17 protein-coding genes are annotated in these 19,805 nt (G+C 40.7%); 10 read left to right on the top strand and 7 right to left on the bottom strand.

What is annotated here, in order from left to right; genetic code table 11:
* Positions 1 to 453: 453 nt before the first annotated feature.
* A complete protein-coding gene (locus K1I97_RS04645; protein ID WP_223331623.1) occupies positions 454 to 2,013 on the bottom strand; it encodes an ATP-binding cassette domain-containing protein in 1,560 nt (519 codons plus the stop codon).
* A 329-nt stretch (positions 2,014 to 2,342) separates the two neighbouring features.
* Entirely contained in the window at positions 2,343 to 2,672 is a 330-nt protein-coding gene (locus K1I97_RS04640) for a helicase BlpT (protein ID WP_125395414.1), read from the bottom strand.
* A 168-nt stretch (positions 2,673 to 2,840) separates the two neighbouring features.
* On the opposite strand from K1I97_RS04640, the gene K1I97_RS04635 reads away from it, so the two are divergent.
* The 10 genes from K1I97_RS04635 to K1I97_RS04590 all read left to right on the top strand — a co-directional run bounded on the left by K1I97_RS04635 (position 2,841) and on the right by K1I97_RS04590 (position 15,180).
* Positions 2,841 to 3,383: a YceD family protein gene (locus K1I97_RS04635; protein WP_223331622.1), complete on the top strand. Its 543-nt coding sequence runs from the start codon at positions 2,841 to 2,843 to the stop codon at positions 3,381 to 3,383.
* The gene (nth, locus tag K1I97_RS04630) at positions 3,384 to 4,013 is read left to right on the top strand and encodes an endonuclease III (protein WP_000244429.1); all 630 of its coding nucleotides are present in this window, start codon (positions 3,384 to 3,386) and stop codon (positions 4,011 to 4,013) included.
* A 210-nt stretch (positions 4,014 to 4,223) separates the two neighbouring features.
* Entirely contained in the window at positions 4,224 to 4,745 is a 522-nt protein-coding gene (pyrR, locus tag K1I97_RS04625; RefSeq protein WP_000850018.1) for a bifunctional pyr operon transcriptional regulator/uracil phosphoribosyltransferase PyrR, read from the top strand.
* Positions 4,746 to 4,763: 18 nt separating this feature from the next.
* Positions 4,764 to 5,687 carry an aspartate carbamoyltransferase catalytic subunit gene (locus K1I97_RS04620; RefSeq protein WP_223331621.1) on the top strand — a complete coding sequence of 308 codons (924 nt, stop codon included), beginning with the start codon at positions 4,764 to 4,766 and terminating at the stop codon, positions 5,685 to 5,687.
* 49 nt (positions 5,688 to 5,736) lie between these two features.
* A complete protein-coding gene (locus K1I97_RS04615; protein ID WP_223331620.1) occupies positions 5,737 to 6,816 on the top strand; it encodes a carbamoyl phosphate synthase small subunit in 1,080 nt (359 codons plus the stop codon).
* A gap of 447 nt (positions 6,817 to 7,263) precedes the next feature.
* Positions 7,264 to 10,440: a carbamoyl-phosphate synthase large subunit gene (carB, locus tag K1I97_RS04610; RefSeq protein ID WP_223331619.1), complete on the top strand. Its 3,177-nt coding sequence runs from the start codon at positions 7,264 to 7,266 to the stop codon at positions 10,438 to 10,440.
* A 216-nt stretch (positions 10,441 to 10,656) separates the two neighbouring features.
* Positions 10,657 to 11,991, top strand: coding sequence for an Nramp family divalent metal transporter (locus tag K1I97_RS04605; protein WP_223331618.1), 1,335 nt, complete (start codon positions 10,657 to 10,659; stop codon positions 11,989 to 11,991).
* Positions 11,992 to 13,043: 1,052 nt separating this feature from the next.
* Positions 13,044 to 13,685, top strand: a complete 642-nt coding sequence (locus tag K1I97_RS04600; RefSeq protein ID WP_000121156.1) for an amino acid ABC transporter permease — start codon at positions 13,044 to 13,046, stop codon at positions 13,683 to 13,685.
* A gap of 10 nt (positions 13,686 to 13,695) precedes the next feature.
* Entirely contained in the window at positions 13,696 to 14,325 is a 630-nt protein-coding gene (locus K1I97_RS04595; protein ID WP_223331617.1) for an amino acid ABC transporter ATP-binding protein, read from the top strand.
* A gap of 15 nt (positions 14,326 to 14,340) precedes the next feature.
* Positions 14,341 to 15,180 carry an amino acid ABC transporter substrate-binding protein gene (locus tag K1I97_RS04590; protein WP_223331616.1) on the top strand — a complete coding sequence of 280 codons (840 nt, stop codon included), beginning with the start codon at positions 14,341 to 14,343 and terminating at the stop codon, positions 15,178 to 15,180.
* Between the two features lie 72 nt (positions 15,181 to 15,252).
* Here the strand turns inward: K1I97_RS04590 and lysS are convergent, their stop codons facing one another.
* From lysS to K1I97_RS04565, 5 genes are all read right to left on the bottom strand, one after another.
* Positions 15,253 to 16,743, bottom strand: a complete 1,491-nt coding sequence (gene lysS / locus K1I97_RS04585) for a lysine--tRNA ligase (protein ID WP_223331615.1) — start codon at positions 16,741 to 16,743, stop codon at positions 15,253 to 15,255.
* Positions 16,744 to 16,881: 138 nt separating this feature from the next.
* Entirely contained in the window at positions 16,882 to 17,505 is a 624-nt protein-coding gene (locus tag K1I97_RS04580; protein ID WP_223331614.1) for a histidine phosphatase family protein, read from the bottom strand.
* On the bottom strand, positions 17,505 to 17,987 hold the full coding sequence (locus tag K1I97_RS04575) for an aminoacyl-tRNA deacylase (RefSeq protein WP_223331613.1): 483 nt from the start codon (positions 17,985 to 17,987) through the stop codon (positions 17,505 to 17,507). The genes K1I97_RS04580 and K1I97_RS04575 overlap by 1 nt, the downstream gene beginning before the upstream one ends.
* Positions 17,987 to 18,829: a DUF368 domain-containing protein gene (locus K1I97_RS04570; protein ID WP_049505956.1), complete on the bottom strand. Its 843-nt coding sequence runs from the start codon at positions 18,827 to 18,829 to the stop codon at positions 17,987 to 17,989. Before K1I97_RS04570 ends, K1I97_RS04575 begins: the two co-directional genes overlap by 1 nt.
* Positions 18,830 to 18,935: 106 nt before the next feature.
* Entirely contained in the window at positions 18,936 to 19,736 is an 801-nt protein-coding gene (locus tag K1I97_RS04565) for a glycoside hydrolase family 25 protein (protein ID WP_223331612.1), read from the bottom strand.
* Positions 19,737 to 19,805 lie beyond the last annotated feature (69 nt).

Genomic DNA, 19,805 nt, shown 5'->3' with positions numbered 1-19,805 from the left:
CGAGCAGTTTTGTGATAAAATGTAATGGTTCCATATGATTCTTTCTAATGATGGTTTGGTCGCTTTTCATTATAGGTCATATGGGACTTTTTTTCTACAACAGAATAGGCTCCATAATATCCATAGGAGATTTACCCACTACAAATATTATAGAGCCTATAAAAAGATTAAACAACGGCCTCGTTCCTCATTAAAAGATGAGCAAGGCCGTTGTTGTATTTTTGAAAATAGTTGTTAGTATAGAGATAGTTTTAAGCGCCAATATTCATAATAAACTCCTCAAAAGTAAATCATAGCACTCGGTTTTAAAATGTCCTAATAAGCTCTCTATTAGTGTATTATCACTGTATTTATTAATCTGATTTATAGAGTGAGTCATTCAATATTAAGTAATTCCTATTAAATTTTTTCAATAAGTATATCATGTCTCTGGATTTTTGCTATGTTCAACATTTATAAATCTTGTAAATCGACAACTTCCAAACCATGTTCCGTCAAGTGATAGATAGCTGTACAAACCTCTTTTAAGAAACGTCGGTCATGCGAAACAGTGATCAGGCCGCCTGGATAGGAGGCAAATAGTTTTCTGATTTCGGGTTGAGAAGTGGGAGAAAAGTTTCGTGTGGGCTCATCCAGAAGGAGAAAGTTTGGTTTGCGCAACACTAAATCCAAAAGTAGGAGTTTACCTTGTTGCCCACCAGATAGGGAGCGGATTTGGTGGTGCATTTCTGGATAGCTGAAATTGAGACTGGCTAGGTGAGATTGGATTTTCTGTAGTTCTTCTTTTTGTCCAGTGTGGCTGAGGTAGGCTACTGGAGATAAATCCAATTGCAGTTTTTTATGGTAATCTTGTGGCATAAAACCAAGAGAAATTTCTCTTTTGTCGCTTAGTTGTTGCTGTAACTTGGTTAACAGAGTTGATTTTCCAACACCATTTGGCCCGATGATACCGATTTTATCTTGGCCACGGACAGTTAGTTGTAACTCCTGAGCTAAAACGCGCTCGCCAATGGACAAACTTTCTTTTTCCAGTTGGATTAAGACTTTAGAAGTCGGTAATAGTTGAATGTCTGAAAAGAAAAGTTGGATTTGTTCTTCTTCAAGTGGTTTCTGGGTCATTGACTGGGCTTCCTTTTCAAAGCGTTTTTCTTGAGAGAGAACATTTTTCATCTTTTTAGCCAATAGGCGACCGGCAACATCATTTTTAGTGTTACGTAAGGCAGTTTCTACATTTTGCTTGACGCGACGATGCTTTTTCATGGTTTTGTCATAGGCTCTCTGGTCGTTAGCAGCTTGCTGACTTTGTCTTGCAAAATTAGCTTTTCTCTGCTCACTGTAGCGATCATAGTCTAAATGCTCGACTAGCGTTTCTGCTTCTTTCCGGTGCTTGACCAGTCGCAAGTGGACAATAGTATCTGCCGTATGAGAAAGAAAGTCTTCATCATGGGAAATAAAGATAACAGTTTGCCTGATTTTTTGAATCTGACCTTTTAGCCAATCAACCGTTTCAAGGTCTAGGTCATTTGAAGGTTCATCTAAAAATAGAATCTCAAAGGGTTTGGCTAATTCATGGATGAGTTGAATTTTCAAAGCTTCACCTCCCGAGAGGCTCCTAATTTCTTGGTCACTAGCAAAACGGTCGCTATCAAAGTGCAACTCCTCAGCCAAACGATAAAGAATACTGTAGTCTAAATCAGCAGAATCCAAAAAGAAGTAGTCATGTAGAGTTTTCTTTTTCAGATTCTCAGCTATCTTTTGTGGAATGTAGGCCAGTGATTGAAGATCAGACTGGATGTCGCCCTTGATAGTAAAATCAGGCAATTTTTCTCCCATTAAAGCTCGTAGTAAGGTCGATTTGCCGTTTCCTTCTTCACCAATAATAGCAACCTTTTCCCCGTCTTGGATAGTCATGGTTAGGTCAGAAACAAGATCTCGTAAATCTTTGTTTTGTGTGATGGTTAGATGATTGATTTTTATCATATTGTTGCCCTTTCTAGAATGTCCATAGTGCATAACAAAAAGCTCTACTTTATCTAGTAGAGCCCAAAGTCACTGTCAAAACTCTATTATCCTCGTTGAAAAACTCGTCAAACTAGCTTGGGGCTGCCTAACCCAACCCAAGAGGAGCATAGCTTTCTAGTTTTTTGATTTTCAATGAGGATAAGATACTAGAAAATCTAGTATAAAAAGAGCATGCAAAAAGAGACAAAAACAAGATCTACTAAATAAAGTTCTTTATTTGATAGATTAGTTGTTCATGTCTCCCATACCTCCGAGTATTAGTACCTCTATCCTATACCTTTCAGGAAATTTTGTCAATAGAAAACAAGTAATTTCAAGCTCTAAAATCCGAAAACAGGTCCATAGAGAGTCAGTACGTGTTTGACATGTTCGTAGTGGAACTTATCATAGTTGCGCCAAGCAGCACGAGCTTGATCGTTTAGTTTTAGGCTCCCTAGTCCAATCAGCAGACTGGTACGTTGGTAAAATTTTTCAAGGTCTATTAAGATACTGTTGTCCAGCTTTTCTGCTTTTTTTAGTTCCTTAAGAGTGGTGTTCAGCAGCTCTTGCAGTCGAAGATCATCGGCTGTTCCTTGTTTACAGCTTTGGTAGCTTTTATTTAACTCGGAAAGGAGTTGGTAAGCTTCAGTGATGAGTGCTTTGTCTTCCATATGAGTATCCTCCTTACTCTGATGTATTCTTGCCTATAGTATAGCACTAATAGGAAAGTTTGTCATAGTAAATATGTTAAAAAATGAGATTTTAATCTCAAAGTTTGGGAGGCTGACTTATAGCCTTTTCATGGTATAATCAAGTGAGTACATCTTTATGGAGGAAATATGAAATTAAATATTCAAGAAATTCGTAAGCAACCTGAAGGTCTACACTTTGAACAAGTTTTAGACCTTGTCGCAGACTTGCGTAAACGGAATCAAGAAATTTTAGATGTGAGAGATATCCTTGCTGTTGGGAAGGCACAGTACGAAGACCGTCTGTATTTCTTAGACTATCAGTTGTCATATACCATTGTTCTTGCTTCCAGTCGTAGTATGGAGCCAGTTGAGTTGGCTGAGTCTTATCCAGTCACAGAGGTCTTCATGGAAGGAGCAACCAATCAACTAGACCAGGAAGTTCTAGATGATGATTTGGTCTTACCTATCGAAAATGGAGAAATCGACCTTGCTGATAGCGTAGCAGATAATATCTTGCTCAATATCCCAATCAAGGTCTTGACGGCAGAAGAAGAGGCGGGCCAAGGTTTTGTGTCAGGAAATGACTGGCAAATCATGACTGAAGACGAATATCAAGCTCAACAAGCAGTCAAGAAAGAAGAAAACAGTCCATTTGCTGGCTTGCAAGGACTGTTTGATGGAGACGAGTAGATGGTTTTATCTAAGAAACGTGCCCGTCATGTCATAGAGGAAATAATTGCCCTCTTTCCAGATGCTAAGCCTAGTCTTGATTTTCGAAATCATTTTGAACTACTGGTTGCAGTGATGTTGTCAGCTCAGACGACAGATGCAGCGGTAAATAAGGCCACGCCAGGTCTCTTTGCTGCTTTTCCAACGCCGCAAGCCATGTCTGTAGCGACAGAGAGTGAAATTGCTTCACACATTTCTCGCCTGGGACTGTATCGAAATAAGGCTAAATTTCTAAAAAAATGTGCTCAACAACTACTAGACGATTTTGATGGTCAAGTGCCTCAGACTCGAGAGGAATTAGAAAGTCTAGCGGGTGTTGGTCGTAAAACAGCAAATGTAGTACTGAGTGTGGGCTTTGGAATTCCTGCTTTTGCAGTGGACACCCATGTTGAGCGTATCTGCAAGCATCACGATATCGTTAAAAAATCAGCTACGCCACTTGAAGTAGAAAAACGTGTCATGGACGTCCTACCACCAGAAGAATGGTTAGCAGCCCACCAGGCCATGATTTACTTTGGACGAGCTATCTGTCATCCCAAAAATCCAGAATGCGATCACTATCCCCAACTGTATGATTTTAGTAATGTTTAAGAGGACTCTGAAAAAGTTTTCGCTTGATTTTAAGGGTGCTTTGTGCTATAGTAAATGATAACTAAATAGTCCTTTAAACCTGTCCCGTGAGGCAGGCAAGGAGCGCGATAAAGTAGAAGGGTGAAGTCTATACTGTTTAGAGTAGGGCTCGCTTGGCTATACATTTCAAGTCTCCTTGTAGAAGGAGACTTTTCTTTTTGGAGGTTTGTCATGAAGACAAAAGAAGTTGTAGACGAATTGACTGTCAAACGAGCGATTACGCGAATTACTTATGAGATTATCGAGCGCAATAAAGATTTGAATAAAATTATCCTAGCGGGGATAAAAACGCGTGGTGTTTTCATCGCTCATCGTATCAAAGAACGCTTGGAGCAGTTGGAAAATATCACTGTTCCTGTTGTGGAATTGGACACCAAACCTTTCCGTGATGATGTTAAAAGCGGAGAAGATACTTCTTTGATTTCTGTTGATGTGACTGACCGTGAAGTTATCTTGGTGGATGATGTGCTTTATACAGGTCGTACCATCCGCGCTGCTATTGATAATATTGTGGGTCATGGCCGTCCTGCGCGCGTGAGTTTAGCAGTTCTAGTCGATCGTGGACATAGAGAATTGCCTATCCGACCAGATTACGTTGGGAAAAATATCCCAACCAGTCGTTCTGAAGAAATCATCGTAGAGATGACAGAACTTGATGGCCAAGACAGAGTTCTGATTACTGAAGAAGCTTAGAAAGCTGAAGGAGTAGCCATGTCAGAAAATCAACAAGCATTGAACCATGTGGTTTCCATGGAAGACCTTACAGTTGATCAAGTGATGAAATTGATCAAACGAGGGATTGAGTTTAAAAACGGAGCCCAACTCCCCTACGAGAACAAACCTATCGTATCGAATCTCTTCTTTGAAGATTCTACACGGACACATAAGTCCTTTGAAGTGGCAGAGATTAAGCTAGGGTTGGAGCGACTGGACTTTGATGTGAAGACTAGTTCGGTTAATAAGGGTGAGACATTGTATGATACCATCTTGACCCTATCTGCTCTAGGAGTGGATGTCTGTGTGATTCGCCACCCAGAGGTAGACTATTACAGAGAGTTGATTGCGAGTCCGTCGATTACAACTTCTATTATCAATGGTGGTGATGGTTCGGGACAACATCCTAGCCAGAGCTTGCTTGATTTGATGACTATTTATGAGGAATTTGGCCACTTTGAGGGTCTCAAGGTTGCTATTGCAGGCGACTTGGACCACTCACGCGTTGCCAAATCCAATATGCAGATTTTGAAACGCTTGGGAGCTGAACTGTTCTTTGCAGGACCTGAGGAATGGAGAAGTCAAGAGTTTGCGGACTATGGACAGTTTGTAACTATTGATGAGATTGTTGATCAGGTGGATGTTTTGATGTTACTCCGCGTTCAACATGAACGCCACGAAAGTGGAGCGGTTTTTTCAAAAGAAGACTACCATGCTCAACACGGTTTGAACCAAGAACGCTATAATCGCTTAAAAGAAACAGCAATCATAATGCATCCTGCTCCAGTGAATCGAGATGTGGAAATTGCTGACCACTTGGTTGAAGCACCAAAATCACACATTGTCCAACAAATGACCAACGGTGTCTTTGTTCGAATGGCAATCTTAGAATCCGTATTGGCGAGTAGAAACGCCAACTAAAACACAAGACGTTAAAAGACGCCAGTGAGCGTCCACGAGAGGTGAAAATATGACAAAAAGACTTCTAGTATTAGAAGATGGCACAGTTTTTGAAGGCAAGGCCTTCGGAGCAGATATTGATGTAACAGGTGAGATCGTCTTTAACACAGGGATGACCGGCTACCAAGAGTCCATTACAGACCAGTCTTATAATGGACAAATCTTGACCTTTACCTATCCTTTGGTAGGAAATTATGGCATTAACCGTGATGATTACGAATCCATCATTCCAACTTGTAAGGGAGTTGTCGTTTTCGAAGAGGCACGTCGAGCTAGCAACTGGCGCAACCAAATGACCTTGGATGAATTTTTGAAAGCCAAGAAAATTCCTGGTATTTCAGGGATTGATACGCGTGCACTTACCAAGATTATCCGTAAGCATGGTACTATGCGTGCAACTTTGACTCATGTTGGGGACAGTATGGACCATGTGACGGACCAGCTCCAAGCAACAGTCTTGCCGACAGACAATATTAAGCAGGTTTCTACTAAAACTTCCTATCCAGCTCCTGGAGTTGGTTTGAGTGTGGTCTTAGTAGACTTTGGGCTCAAGCACTCAATCCTACGTGAACTTTCTAAGCGTAACTGTAATGTGACGGTTGTTCCGTATTCAACAACGGCAGAAGAAATTCTCCACCTCAATCCTGATGGAGTTATGTTGTCAAATGGTCCAGGTAACCCAGAAGACGTTCCAGAAGCACTGGACATGATTCGTGGTGTGCAAGGGAAAATTCCAATTTTCGGTATTTGTATGGGACACCAACTCTTTGCTATGGCAAACGGTGCTAAGACCTACAAGATGAAATTTGGTCACCGAGGATTTAACCACGCGGTACGTGAAATTGCAACAGGACGCGTAGACTTTACTAGCCAAAACCACGGTTATGCAGTCAGCCGTGAGGACTTGCCAGAGCACTTGATTATCACCCACGAAGAAATCAATGACAAATCAGTTGAAGGAGTTCGTCACAGATACCAACCAGGTTTCTCTGTTCAATTCCACCCAGATGCAGCTCCTGGTCCACACGACGCAAGCTACCTATTTGACGAGTTTATCGAGATGATGGAAGTTTTTAAACAAGCAAACTAAGAACGAGTAAGAGCTCGTCGGAGAATTTATGTAACTGAACACGGACGGAAAGCTCGGAATTTAGAGAAATCAACTTGGATTGTCAATCCTTCCTTGGTTTCCTAAAATTCAATCGCTTTCTATTCGTCCTTTGTATCTTATTTAATGGCAACCTGAGAGTTGCCGAATAGAAAGGCAGGTCGTTTCTTTTAGTCGCTATCGGGCGAACTAAAAACTCCCTGCACTAGATTTTTTATCGAAAAATATCGTTTCTCTAAAAAATCGTCGGAGAATTTATTTAATGTCGCTCTGTGAGGCGACGAATAGAAAGGAGAAGATACATTGTTCGCGGAAGTGAACACGCCCTAAGAACTGTGTGAAAAAGATAAACATCGTCTTGACGCTGAAGGCGTCTGCACCGAGTTTCCTATTTTCACTTTGTTCTTGACGGGCTTTGTATCATAAACTATGCCTAAACGTACTGATATTCAAAAAATTATGGTGATTGGTTCTGGTCCGATTATTATTGGTCAGGCTGCTGAGTTTGACTATGCTGGGACCCAGGCTTGCTTGTCTTTGAAAGAAGAAGGTTACGAGGTTGTCTTGGTGAACTCAAATCCTGCTACTATCATGACGGATAAGGAGATTGCAGACAAGGTCTACATCGAACCGATTACACTCGAGTTTGTGACACGTATTCTCCGTAAGGAACGTCCAGATGCCTTGCTCCCAACCCTTGGTGGTCAGACAGGGCTCAATATGGCCATGGAATTGTCTAAAAATGGTATCCTAGATGAGCTCGGTGTCGAACTTCTAGGTACTAAATTGTCTGCCATCGACCAAGCGGAGGACCGTGACCTCTTTAAACAATTGATGGAAGAGCTTGAGCAGCCGATCCCTGAATCTGAAATTGTCAACACGGTGGAAGAAGCAGTGGCCTTTGCAGCAACAATTGGTTACCCAGTCATCGTTCGTCCAGCTTTCACACTTGGTGGTACTGGTGGTGGTATGTGTGCCAACGAGGAAGAATTGCGTGAAATCGCTGAAAATGGGTTGAAACTGTCACCTGTTACCCAATGTTTGATTGAACGTTCAATCGCAGGTTTCAAGGAAATTGAGTACGAAGTGATGCGCGACTCAGCTGACAATGCCCTTGTTGTTTGTAACATGGAAAACTTTGACCCCGTTGGGATTCACACAGGGGATTCCATTGTATTTGCCCCTGCGCAAACCATGTCAGACTATGAAAACCAAATGCTACGTGACGCGAGCTTGAGCATCATTCGTGCTCTCAAAATTGAAGGTGGATGTAATGTTCAACTGGCTCTTGATCCACACAGTTTTAAGTATTATGTCATCGAAGTAAACCCTCGTGTATCGCGTTCGTCAGCGCTTGCTTCTAAGGCGACAGGGTATCCGATTGCTAAGTTAGCTGCTAAGATAGCCGTCGGTTTGACCTTGGATGAGGTCATCAATCCAGTTACAGGTTCAACCTACGCCATGTTTGAGCCAGCCCTTGACTACGTCGTTGCTAAGATTCCACGTTTTCCATTTGACAAGTTTGAAAAAGGTGAGCGTCGTCTTGGGACCCAGATGAAGGCAACTGGGGAAGTCATGGCCATTGGTCGTAACATTGAGGAGTCACTTCTCAAGGCATGTCGCTCTCTTGAAATTGGGGTTCACCACAATGAAATGCCTGAACTTGCAGCCGTTTCTGATGATGCCTTGATTGAAAAAGTTGTGAAAGCCCAAGATGACCGTCTCTTCTACGTATCAGAAGCCATTCGCCGTGGCTACACACCAGAAGAAATTGCTGAATTGACCAAGATTGATATCTTCTATCTGGATAAACTCTTGCACATCTTTGAAATTGAGCAAGAGTTAGGTGCCCATCCACAAGATCTAGAAGTCTTGAAAACTGCCAAACTCAATGGATTTTCAGACCGTAAGATTGCGGAGCTTTGGGAAACGACAGCTGACCAAGTTCGCCAACTACGTTTGGAAAACAAGATTGTTCCAGTCTATAAGATGGTCGATACCTGTGCGGCAGAATTTGACTCTGAAACACCATACTTCTATTCAACCTATGGCTGGGAAAATGAATCTATCAAGTCTGATAAGGAATCTGTCCTAGTCCTAGGTTCAGGTCCAATCCGTATCGGTCAAGGGGTTGAGTTTGACTACGCGACTGTTCACTCTGTTAAGGCTATCCAAGCAGCTGGCTATGAAGCTATCATCATGAACTCAAATCCAGAGACCGTTTCTACGGACTTCTCTGTATCTGATAAGCTCTACTTTGAGCCATTAACTTTTGAAGATGTCATGAATGTTATCGACTTGGAGCAACCAAAAGGGGTTATCGTTCAGTTCGGTGGTCAAACAGCCATCAACCTTGCGGAGCCCTTGGCAAAAGCAGGTGTGACTATCCTTGGTACACAAGTTGCTGACTTGGATCGCGCGGAAGACCGCGACCTCTTTGAGCAAGCCCTCAAAGACTTGGATATTCCACAGCCACCTGGCCAAACAGCGACTAATGAAGAAGAAGCTGTGCTTGCAGCTCGCAAAATTGGTTTCCCAGTCCTCGTTCGTCCATCTTATGTCTTGGGTGGACGTGCCATGGAAATCGTTGAAAATGAAGAAGATCTTCGTTCTTACATGCGTACCGCTGTTAAGGCTAGTCCAGACCACCCAGTCCTTGTTGACTCATACATAGTTGGTCAGGAGTGTGAAGTCGATGCCATTTCAGATGGAGAAAATGTTCTCATCCCTGGTATCATGGAACATATCGAACGTGCCGGTGTCCACTCAGGTGACTCAATGGCCGTTTACCCACCACAAACCTTGTCTCAAAAAGTCCAAGAAACAATCGCAGACTACACCAAATGCCTAGCAATCGGTCTTAACTGTCTTGGGATGATGAACATCCAGTTTGTCATCAAGGATGAAAAAGTCTATGTTATTGAGGTCAATCCACGTGCCAGCCGTACGGTGCCATTCCTTTCTAAGGTAACTAATATTCCTATGGCTCAGGTAGCGACCAAGCTCATTCTTGGTCAAAGTCTTGAAGAACTTGGCTACCAAGATGGACTTTATCCAGAAAGCACTCGCGTTCATATCAAGGCACCTGTCTTCTCCTTTACGAAACTAGCTAAGGTAGATAGCTTGCTTGGTCCTGAAATGAAGTCAACAGGGGAAGTTATGGGATCTGATACTACTTTGGAAAAAGCTCTCTATAAAGCCTTTGAAGCTTCTTACCTACACTTGCCAACCTTTGGAAATGTAGTCTTTACCATCGCTGATGATGCAAAAGATGAAGCCTTGGACTTAGCTCGTCGTTTCCAAAATATCGGTTACGGTATCCTCGCGACAGAAGGGACAGCAGCTTTCTTTGCTAGTCATGGACTGCAAGCTCAACCTGTTGGTAAGATAGGTGATGACGATAAGGATATCCCAAGCTTTGTTCGCAAAGGAAAAATCCAAGCGATCATCAATACTGTCGGAACTAAACGAACTGCTGATGAAGATGGTGAGCAAATCCGCCGTTCGGCTATTGAACACGGTGTGCCCCTCTTCACAGCCCTAGATACAGCTAATGCCATGCTCAAGGTGCTAGAAAGTCGTAGTTTTGTCACAGAAGCGATCTAGTTGAGAAAGAATTTTCACAGTTTTAAAGCCAGCGTCAGAAAACGCTGGCTTTTGCAATACAGATATTGCTTATTTGAACTATCATTCTTTCCTTAAGAATCATTCTAAAATGTGATATAATAAGGAAGAATTGGAAATAGGAAACTATTTTCATTATATTTTCAAAAATTCCATTAAGAAAATAGCTAAAGACAGATTAGAAAGTGTAAAGTTCCGATGTCTTCTTACAAAAAAGTCTCTCTTTCTGAGATCAATCAATCCATTGAAACTCCGAATAACAATCATTTTTGGCAAAATCTAAAAGCATTTTTAGGACCTGGAGCTCTTGTAGCAGTTGGCTACATGGATCCTGGAAACTGGATTACTAGTGTGGTTGGTGGTGCTTCCTACAAATATAGTCTCTTATTTGTTATTTTGATTTCATCCATCATTGCCATGCAACTACAACAGATGGCTGGAAAGCTCGGTATCGTAACTAAGATGGACCTAGCACAGGCAACAGCTCATCATGCTCCCAAGTGGCTTCGCTATAGTTTGTGGGTGATTTTAGAATTAGCTTTAATGGCGACAGATTTAGCCGAGGTTTTAGGTTCAGCGATTGCTTTAAATCTTTTATTTAAGATACCGATTATGGTCGCTATCCTCTTAACCGTTTTGGATGTATTTCTTTTGTTGTTGTTGATGAAATTTGGCTTCAAAAAAATTGAAGCCATTGTTACGACCCTTATTTTAACCATATTAGCCATCTTTACCTATCTGGTGGCCTTATCCAGTCCAAGTATTCAGGGTATTTTTGGTGGTTATTTACCGACTCCTACATTATTTGAGACACCATTGCCAGGTCATGAAAGCCAATTGACCTTGGCTCTAGGAATTGTGGGTGCGACAGTCATGCCCCATAATCTCTATCTTCATTCATCCCTATCCCAAACAAGGAAAATCAATCACAAAGATAAGAAGGATGTTCGAAAAGCCGTGCGTTTTATGACCTGGGATTCAAATCTTCAGCTGTCCCTAGCCTTTATTGTCAATTCCTTGCTTCTCATTTTAGGTGCCTCCCTCTTTTTTGGTCATGCATCTGAAATTTCAGCTTTCTCTCAAATGTACAATGCTTTACAGGATTCGACGATAGCAGGAGCGATAGCTAGTTCAACTCTGTCAACTTTATTTGCACTAGCCCTCTTAGCAAGTGGACAAAATTCGACCATTACAGGTACTTTGACAGGACAGATTGTTATGGAAGGTTTCTTGCATCTGAAATTACCTCAGTGGATTATCCGTATCGGTACACGTATTTTTGCCTTGCTACCTGTGATTATAGTCGCCGTTTTGTTTGGACATCAAGAAAAAACCTTGGATCAGTTATTGGTCTATTCACAGGTCTTTCTGTCAATCGCTCTTCCGTTTTCAATCTTCCCCTTAATTTATCTGACCTCTAAGAAGTCACTGATGGGAGAATTTACCAATGCTAAGTGGAACACAATCCTAGGCTACGCAGTTTCCATTATCTTAACCATTCTCAATGTCAAGCTCCTTTTTGATATTTTTTAAGAGGATGGGAAGTTAAATTCTATTGATTTGAAAATATCTTTATACAGATGACTTTAAATAGTAAATCGTTACCCTCTTCTTTTATGTTTGAACTTTTCAAACTTTTCACAATATTAGCTACTGTTTAAAAGGCATTATTTTCTTTTTAGAAGTTGAACTAGAGATTAAAATAAAAGAGATTTTTTAGAAAAATGAAGAATCTGAATCAGATGAACAGATAGCATAGTCGCGTAAGTCTAAGAACTCTGTATCATATTCAAAATATTCATCCGTATGTAAATTTGATGGATGAGAGATCTTACTGTTTTTAGATTGAATTCATCAATCAGATATGTATTGGTGAAATATTTACAGATCCTATAACAATTTTAATAACTTGATACCCATGCTTATACAGAAAACTGATGACTTTTTCTATAGTATCCAACTCTCAGTGACTAGCGATTAACTTCTTCGAAGTAGTAAGAAATAGAAGTTCCGATAGTGAAATGAACTATAGTTTTAAATGATTTTATATTTGTTTTTTGAGAGCATGAGGATTTTTAGACTGTCTCTTTTAGTATTGGTGGATAGTTTGTTTTTCGTTCAATCTCATCTTCAAGTGTGGACGTAACCTCTCCGTAGGATTTATTTTTTATAACCCTTAGTCAGATGAAGATTCTCTGGGGGAGTTAGTATCAAAAGTTTATCTTTTTATTGTATAATTGTGGTGCATCTCTGTACTATATTTGTTGGCAGTGAACAATAAATATAGTACAGAGATGTTTGTTATGCAGTTAAAAAGGGAGTACTTGAACCTGTTTAATTAGACAAATTAAGTATGCGATTAGCCTTTATTGGTTAACCTAATAATTTTAAGACTCTATTGAATAAAATCAAGTACTGGTTCAAAAGTAGTTAGAGCCTCCAATTTTAAGGGCAGGAAAACTAGTTTTATTATGAAAGTTTCATACTGTTTTATTTTTTAAAAGAAAGAGAATTTTTTTACAAAAACCATTGCTAAATTGTTTATTTATGCTATAATAGGAACAATAATTTTTAGGAGGTGCAGTATGTCTTATATGTTTGAGATATTACCAAGTTTATTGAACGGTGCAAGTATGACACTTCAAGTCTTTGCTCTGGTTTTAATTTTTTCAATTCCTTTAGGTATTGTCGTTGCCTTTGCTTTGCAAGTCCGTTGGAAACCCCTCCATTATCTCATTGACCTTTATATTTGGGTGATGCGAGGGACTCCCTTGCTCTTGCAATTAATCTTTATTTACTATGTTCTCCCTAGCATCGGGATACGTTTAGATCGTCTGCCTGCTGCTGTGATCGCTTTTGTACTGAACTATGCAGCCTACTTTGCTGAAATCTTTCGTGGTGGGATTGAAACCATACCTAAAGGTCAATATGAGGCTGCTAAGGTCTTGAAGTTTAGTCCTTTTGACACAGTGCGCTATATTATTTTGCCTCAGGTTACAAAGATTGTCTTACCGAGTGTTTTTAATGAGATTATGAGTTTGGTCAAGGATACTTCTTTGGTCTATGCTTTGGGGATTTCAGATTTGATTTTGGCAAGTCGGACAGCAGCCAATCGAGATGCTAGTCTTGTTCCTATGTTTTTAGCTGGAGCGATTTATTTGATTATGATTGGTCTTGTAACCATTGTAGCGAAAAAACTTGAGAAGAAGTACAGTTATTACAGATAGGAGGATTGCTATGTTAGAATTACGAAATATCAACAAGGCCTTTGGTGGCAAACAAATCTTAACCAATTTCAGCCTATCAATTCCTGAAAAGCAAATCCTTGCAATCGTAGGTCCATCAGGAGGCGGAAAGACCACTTTGTTACGTATGCTAGCTGGATTGGAAACCATCGATTCAGGGGAAATTTACTATAACGGCGAATCGCTAGCTATAGACGAACTAGAAAAGCGCAATCTTCTGGGATTTGTTTTTCAAGATTTTCAACTCTTTCCGCATTTGTCAGTTCTAGATAACTTAACTCTGTCGCCCATAAAAACGATGAGAATGGAGAAGGAAGTTGCTGAGAAGAAGGCGCGTGGTTTGTTAGAACAACTTGGGTTAGCAGGACATGCAGATGCCTTTCCATTCTCACTTTCAGGTGGGCAAAAACAACGGGTAGCTTTAGCGCGCGCTATGATGATAAAACCAGAAATTATTGGATATGATGAACCTACATCAGCCTTAGATCCAGAGTTGCGATTAGAAGTAGAAAAACTTATCCTTCAAAATAAAGATCGTGGGATGACCCAGATTGTTGTTACCCACGATTTTCAGTTTGCGGAAAACATTGCTGATCAGATCCTTAAGGTTGATTCAAAGTAGGAGTAGGAGGTGCCTATGAAGAGAAAGAAAATTGCCCTTGTACTTGCTCTGTTCTTTAGCTTTTTCCTGACGGCTTGTACTCAGAAGGCAAGTGATCCAAATCAGGATAATTGGTCCAAATATCAAAAGCAGGGTAGCATTACCATTGGCTTTGACAATACCTTTGTTCCCATGGGATTTGAGGAAAAGAATGGCCAGTATGCAGGTTTTGATATTGACCTAGCCCAAGCTGTTTCTGAAAAGCTTGGAATTCAGATTAAATTTCAACCCATCGACTGGGATATGAAAGAAACCGAACTACAAAATGGTACCATTGATGCCATCTGGAATGGCTATACAGCTACAGATGAACGGAAAGAGAAGGTTGCCTTTACCATTCCTTACATGGAAAATCAACAAGTTTTGGTCTCTAAAAAGTCTCAAAATATCCACTCAGTTCAGGATATGACTGACAAAGTTTTAGGAGCCCAGGCTGGATCTTCTGGTTACTTAGACTTTGAAGCGCAGCCAGATTTGCTAAAAAATAAGGTAAAAGATCAGAAGGCCAATCAATACCAAAGTTTCAATGAAGCCTTGATTGATTTGAAAAATGATCGGATTGATGCCTTGTTGATTGACCGGGTATATGCCAATTATTACCTCCAGTCTGAAGGAATATTAAATGACTACAATGTCTTTTCAGCTGGATTTGAAAGTGAAGCTTTTGCAGTGGGTGTTAGACCTGCTGATAAAACTTTGCTAGATGCTCTGAATCAAGCCTTTGTATCATTATACCAAGAAGGAAAATTCCAGGAAATCAGCCAGAAATGGTTTGGGGAAGATGTAGTCACCAGTCAAGTTAAAAATCAAGAATAAGAAAAGAGATTGAGTTTTTCCTCAGTCTCTTTTTGCATCAAAAAACCTCTGGCAAGTACCAGAGATAAGAGTTTATTTCATTGTTGGGAAGAGCAATACGTCACGGATAGTAGTTGTATCAGTGAGGAGCATGCAGAGACGGTCAATACCGATTCCCAAACCACCTGTTGGAGGCATACCGTATTCAAGGGCTTCAATGTAGTCGTAGTCGATACCTGTTGCTTCATCATCCCCAAGTTCTTTGGCTTTAGCTTGGGCTTCAAAACGGCTAAGTTGGTCGATTGGATCGTTCAACTCAGTAAAGGCATTACCGTATTCTTTGGTCATGATAAAGAGCTCGAAACGGTCGGTAAAGCGTTCGTCTTCAGGATTTTTCTTAGCGAGTGGTGATACAGCTACTGGATGTCCATAGACAAAGGTTGGTTGGATCAAGGTTTCTTCGACAAATTCTTCAAAGAAGGCATTGATGATATGACCAACTTCAGTGTAATGTTTCTCAACTGGAACTTTCTTTTCAGCAGCGATAGCTTTAGCTTCCTCGAAAGTCATGTCTTGCCAGAAGTCTACACCAGTAATTTCTTTGATGGCATCCACCATGTGAACACGTTTAAACGGTTCATTGATCTTAATTTCAGTTCCTTGATAGTTTATTGGGCCATCACCTTTGACTGATTTAGCAGCGTGTTGGATAATACCTTCCGTCAAGTCCATGATGTCTTGGAAGTCAGCATAAGCTTGGTAAACTTCGATAGAAGTGAACTCAGGGTTATGAGTAGCATCCATTCCTTCATTACGGAAGATACGGCCAATTTCATAGACACGTTCCATACCACCAACGATAAGACGTTTTAAGTGAAGCTCAGTCGCGATACGAAGCACCATGTCAATGTTTTGGGCATTGTGGTGAGTGATAAATGGACGGGCAGCAGCACCACCAGCTTCGTTGTGGAGGACAGGTGTTTCCACTTCAAGGAAACCTTTTTGATCAAGATAACGACGGATTTCTGAGATGATTTTTGAACGAGTGACAAAGCGCTCAAAACTTTCACGGTTAGAAATCAAGTCTAGATAACGTTTACGGTAAATCGTTTCAACGTCTGTCAAACCGTGGAATTTCTCAGGAAGCGGACGAAGTGCTTTAGACAAGTGTGTAATGTGAGTCGCCTTGATAGAGAGTTCTCCCATATCAGTACGCATCACTTCACCTTTGACACCGAGGAAGTCACCGAGGTCAGCCTTTTTGAAGATTTCGTAGTTTTCTTCACCGACTTCGTCTTTACGAACGTAGATTTGGATTTGACCTTCTCGGTCTTGAAGATGGGCAAAGCCAACTTTTCCTTTTCCACGTTTAGTTACTAAGCGTCCAGCGATAGTAGCAGTTTCGTTTAATTCATGTAATTGTTCTTTATCGAGTTCTGCGAATTTGTCTTTTAGTTCTTGAGAGTTAGCAGTACGTTCAAAACGTTTACCGAAGGGATCGATTCCTTGTTCACGGAGCGCAGCCATTTTTTCACGGCGAACGATCTGCTGGTCATTTAGTTCTTCCATATGTTCTGTAGACATGGGTTCCTCCTAATTTTACTCAAAATTTGATACGATGAGTCATTTTTTGCGATACTCCCATTTTATCATAAATAGCAGAGAAATTCACGGATATTCTTTGAAAACTAAAAAGAACTTGACTATTAAGATCAAGTTCCATTATTTTTCTTGATAGGAAGTGTCATTCCATCTTTCCAGAGTGAAGGTTTCAAAATCATCGGTCTCTAAAACTGTCAGACTAGCATTGGCCAAGCCTCCATCTTTGCGAAGGTGAGCTTCTTTATAGCCTAAGAGTGTACGCAGGCTAGCAGTGAGATTTGCCCCATGACCAACGATCAGAATGTTTTCAGCCGGACTTTCTTTCAGAGATTTGATAAACTGAATGGTTCGCTGAGTCGTAGAGTAGAGAGATTCGGCTTCAAACATCCTCGTATCAAACTGAGCCAGATTAGAGCGAAAGGCCTTGATTTGTTGTGGGTAGATGGCATTAAGCGTAGCAATTTTTAAGCCCTCTAGTTTGCCAAGTTGCCATTCACGTAGGTCAGGAATGCTCTTTAAAGGACAAGGGGGCTGGAGTTGACTTTGGATAATTTCAGCAGATTTAACTGCTCTGGGTAAATCACTAGAATAAATCGTATCAAAAGGAATTTCCTTGAGATACTGCCCCAGTTGTTTTAAAACGTCAATGGACTCTGGAAGAAGAGGAGAGTCGCCGCTAGCACCTTGAAAACGTCCTTCAAGATTCCAGACAGTCCGACCATGACGGACAAAATAGAGTTTCATCAGTTGTTTTCCTCCAAGATGTCAGCAAAGTCCGCTTTTACAAAGCTGGCTAAGTCTTGAGGTCGGATGATGATACTATGCCCGACTTCTCCAGCAGAGACAATCATTTTGTCTAAATCCAAAGCAGTCTGATCAATAAAAATAGGATAATTGTGTTTTTGGCGAATGCCGACGGGGTTATTAGCCCCATGAATATAGCCTGTCGTTTTTTCCAGATCTTTTTGTGGAATCATGCTGACTTTTTTATTACCAGAAACCTTTGCTAGTTTTTTCTCAGCGAGGTGTTCTGTTATGGGAACGATTCCGATGATTGGCCCCGTCTTATCACCCAGCAGAGCCAAGGTTTTAAAGACATGTGTTCGATCATATTCCGAAGGAAGTTCACCCTCAAGTGCATTGATTTGAATCCCTGTGTGCTCAATCCCCGCCTTGGTCAAGATCTGTTCGACCAAGGTTTTCTTAATCTTAACTTTTTTTGCCATTATTTATACTTATCCTCCAACTGACTCATCCAGATACCAAGCCAAATACCAAGCGCAAAGAAGAAGGCGATGAGAACATAACTCACAATAGAAAGTCCAGTGTATTGGATACTTTCAGCATTTCCGGCATTTGGGATCAAAATTAAGAGGGTGCTTGAAAGCACAATCCCAATGATAAAGTGATAAACACGGGAGTGGTAGTTGTTCAAGGCGTGATCCATTAATTTTGAAAAGATAATGAGGGTTGCTCCTGCACCAATCCCGATAGGAAGGAAGGTACCAAACAAATCAAAGGTCTTAAAACCAGTGAGCATTGGAGCGTACAGTCCCAAAATCAAGAGTAGATTTGACGGACTTAAACCAGGCACCAAGACACCTAGAGCTAAAAGAGCACCCGCTAAGATGAAACTAGCGAAACTAGCACTGAGAGAACCAACAACAAAGTTTAGCGCGTAGAGCCCTAGGCCTGAAAGGATAAAGGTAGTCCAGAACCAGACTAGGTCGATCTTGTCACGATCAGATTCTCGAGTAGATTCTTTAAGGAGGCTAGGAACTGTACCGATGATGGCTCCCGCAAAGCTCCACAAAACATAGACTTGGTAATTTTCTAGCAGATACTCGATTGGATAAGAAAACAAACCAATGCCTAGCAACATCCCGATTGCTACTGGGATAAAGTATAGGACATTCTCTTTAAAATCCTTAAAGGGATGAGCCAGAAAGCTAATCATTCGCTCATAAATCCCCAAAATAGCTGCTAAAACACCACCAGAAATTCCAGGTAGGATAAATCCTAAGGCGATGACGATTCCTTTAATAACTCTTGCAATCCATGAAAACATCATAAAATCCTCAATTTCATAAAATTCTTTCTCTATGCTATCAATTATAACACAGACGAGAAGAAAATGAAAAGACAAGTGAAAAAGAGAGCGATTTTCACTTGTCTTATGGTCTTAAAAATAGTTTTCTGAAGGTTTCTTCCTTGTCTTTGTCAGTAGAAATCAAATTGATGTCCAAATGATGTTCAAATCCTGCAATTCTTCCCTTAGAAGTGTACTGGTGGAGATCATAGTCCAGATCAGTATTTGGCTTCGTTTCAAAATAACCAGAGTCTGTTCCATAGGAAGGAATCCAAATAGCAGAGAACTTATCCGTACTGATACTGTGCTCTTGCATGAAATAAACTCCAACGTAGATTCCGATATTTTTAGCACCGAGAGCTGCCAGTTTGGCGCGAAAGGCCTCAACACCTTCATTCATATCAGACATTGTTTTTTCTTCAACATCTAACCAGTAGTAGCTAGGATTGTAAGGAGAAGCAGCGTTGTAGAAGACTTCAGCAGCCTTCTCCATGTCTTCTTTACTTTTTCCAGCTACGTAGGCATAAACCCCCACAGGGACATTCCGTTTCTGAAATTCTGATATGTGATTTTTATAAGCTTTATCGACACCATTGATAAAGGCGGCATCATTTGCTTCAGTATGCTGAGCCCCATTGTGCACGCGAACGATAACACCAGAAATATTTTGAGCCAAGATGTCGTAGTTGATTTCCTCAGGTCTTTGCCAACCAGAGACGTCGATAATGGGCTTGTCAAGATTATGCAAGGCTTGAGTTTCAACTTGAAGAGCATTTGGCTTAGTTTTGATAGGATGGTCCTCAAAACTTGGTCTATTGAGGAGTAAAATCGCTAAGAAAATTCCAAATAAACTCAAAATAATAGCTGGATGAATTTTTTTTCTCATACTTATTTAGTTTATCGTAAAATCTAAAAAAAATCAAAGAAAATACTTGAACAACGAGGGATGACGAGG

The organism is Streptococcus oralis (assembly GCF_019929345.1).
In the GTDB taxonomy this organism is placed as follows: Bacteria; Bacillota; Bacilli; order Lactobacillales; family Streptococcaceae; genus Streptococcus.
The sequence above is the reverse complement of the archived record's forward strand: the minus strand, read 5'-3'. Positions and strand labels throughout refer to the sequence as shown.

Bases quoted from the DNA above. Each gene is read 5' to 3' on its own strand.
- K1I97_RS04645 (WP_223331623.1), bottom strand. From the start codon at position 2,013: ATGCACTATGGACATTCTAGAAAGGGCAACAATATGATAAAAATCAAT.
- K1I97_RS04635 (WP_223331622.1), top strand. From the start codon at position 2,841: ATGAAATTAAATATTCAAGAAATTCGTAAGCAACCTGAAGGTCTACAC.
- nth (WP_000244429.1), top strand. From the start codon at position 3,384: ATGGTTTTATCTAAGAAACGTGCCCGTCATGTCATAGAGGAAATAATT.
- carB (WP_223331619.1), top strand. From the start codon at position 7,264: ATGCCTAAACGTACTGATATTCAAAAAATTATGGTGATTGGTTCTGGT.
- K1I97_RS04615 (WP_223331620.1), top strand. From the start codon at position 5,737: ATGACAAAAAGACTTCTAGTATTAGAAGATGGCACAGTTTTTGAAGGC.
- K1I97_RS04600 (WP_000121156.1), top strand. From the start codon at position 13,044: ATGTCTTATATGTTTGAGATATTACCAAGTTTATTGAACGGTGCAAGT.
- K1I97_RS04605 (WP_223331618.1), top strand. From the start codon at position 10,657: ATGTCTTCTTACAAAAAAGTCTCTCTTTCTGAGATCAATCAATCCATT.
- K1I97_RS04575 (WP_223331613.1), bottom strand. From the start codon at position 17,987: ATGGCAAAAAAAGTTAAGATTAAGAAAACCTTGGTCGAACAGATCTTG.
- K1I97_RS04590 (WP_223331616.1), top strand. From the start codon at position 14,341: ATGAAGAGAAAGAAAATTGCCCTTGTACTTGCTCTGTTCTTTAGCTTT.
- pyrR (WP_000850018.1), top strand. From the start codon at position 4,224: ATGAAGACAAAAGAAGTTGTAGACGAATTGACTGTCAAACGAGCGATT.
- K1I97_RS04640 (WP_125395414.1), bottom strand. From the start codon at position 2,672: ATGGAAGACAAAGCACTCATCACTGAAGCTTACCAACTCCTTTCCGAG.
- K1I97_RS04595 (WP_223331617.1), top strand. From the start codon at position 13,696: ATGTTAGAATTACGAAATATCAACAAGGCCTTTGGTGGCAAACAAATC.
- lysS (WP_223331615.1), bottom strand. From the start codon at position 16,743: ATGTCTACAGAACATATGGAAGAACTAAATGACCAGCAGATCGTTCGC.
- K1I97_RS04620 (WP_223331621.1), top strand. From the start codon at position 4,764: ATGTCAGAAAATCAACAAGCATTGAACCATGTGGTTTCCATGGAAGAC.
- K1I97_RS04565 (WP_223331612.1), bottom strand. From the start codon at position 19,736: ATGAGAAAAAAAATTCATCCAGCTATTATTTTGAGTTTATTTGGAATT.
- K1I97_RS04570 (WP_049505956.1), bottom strand. From the start codon at position 18,829: ATGTTTTCATGGATTGCAAGAGTTATTAAAGGAATCGTCATCGCCTTA.
- K1I97_RS04580 (WP_223331614.1), bottom strand. From the start codon at position 17,505: ATGAAACTCTATTTTGTCCGTCATGGTCGGACTGTCTGGAATCTTGAA.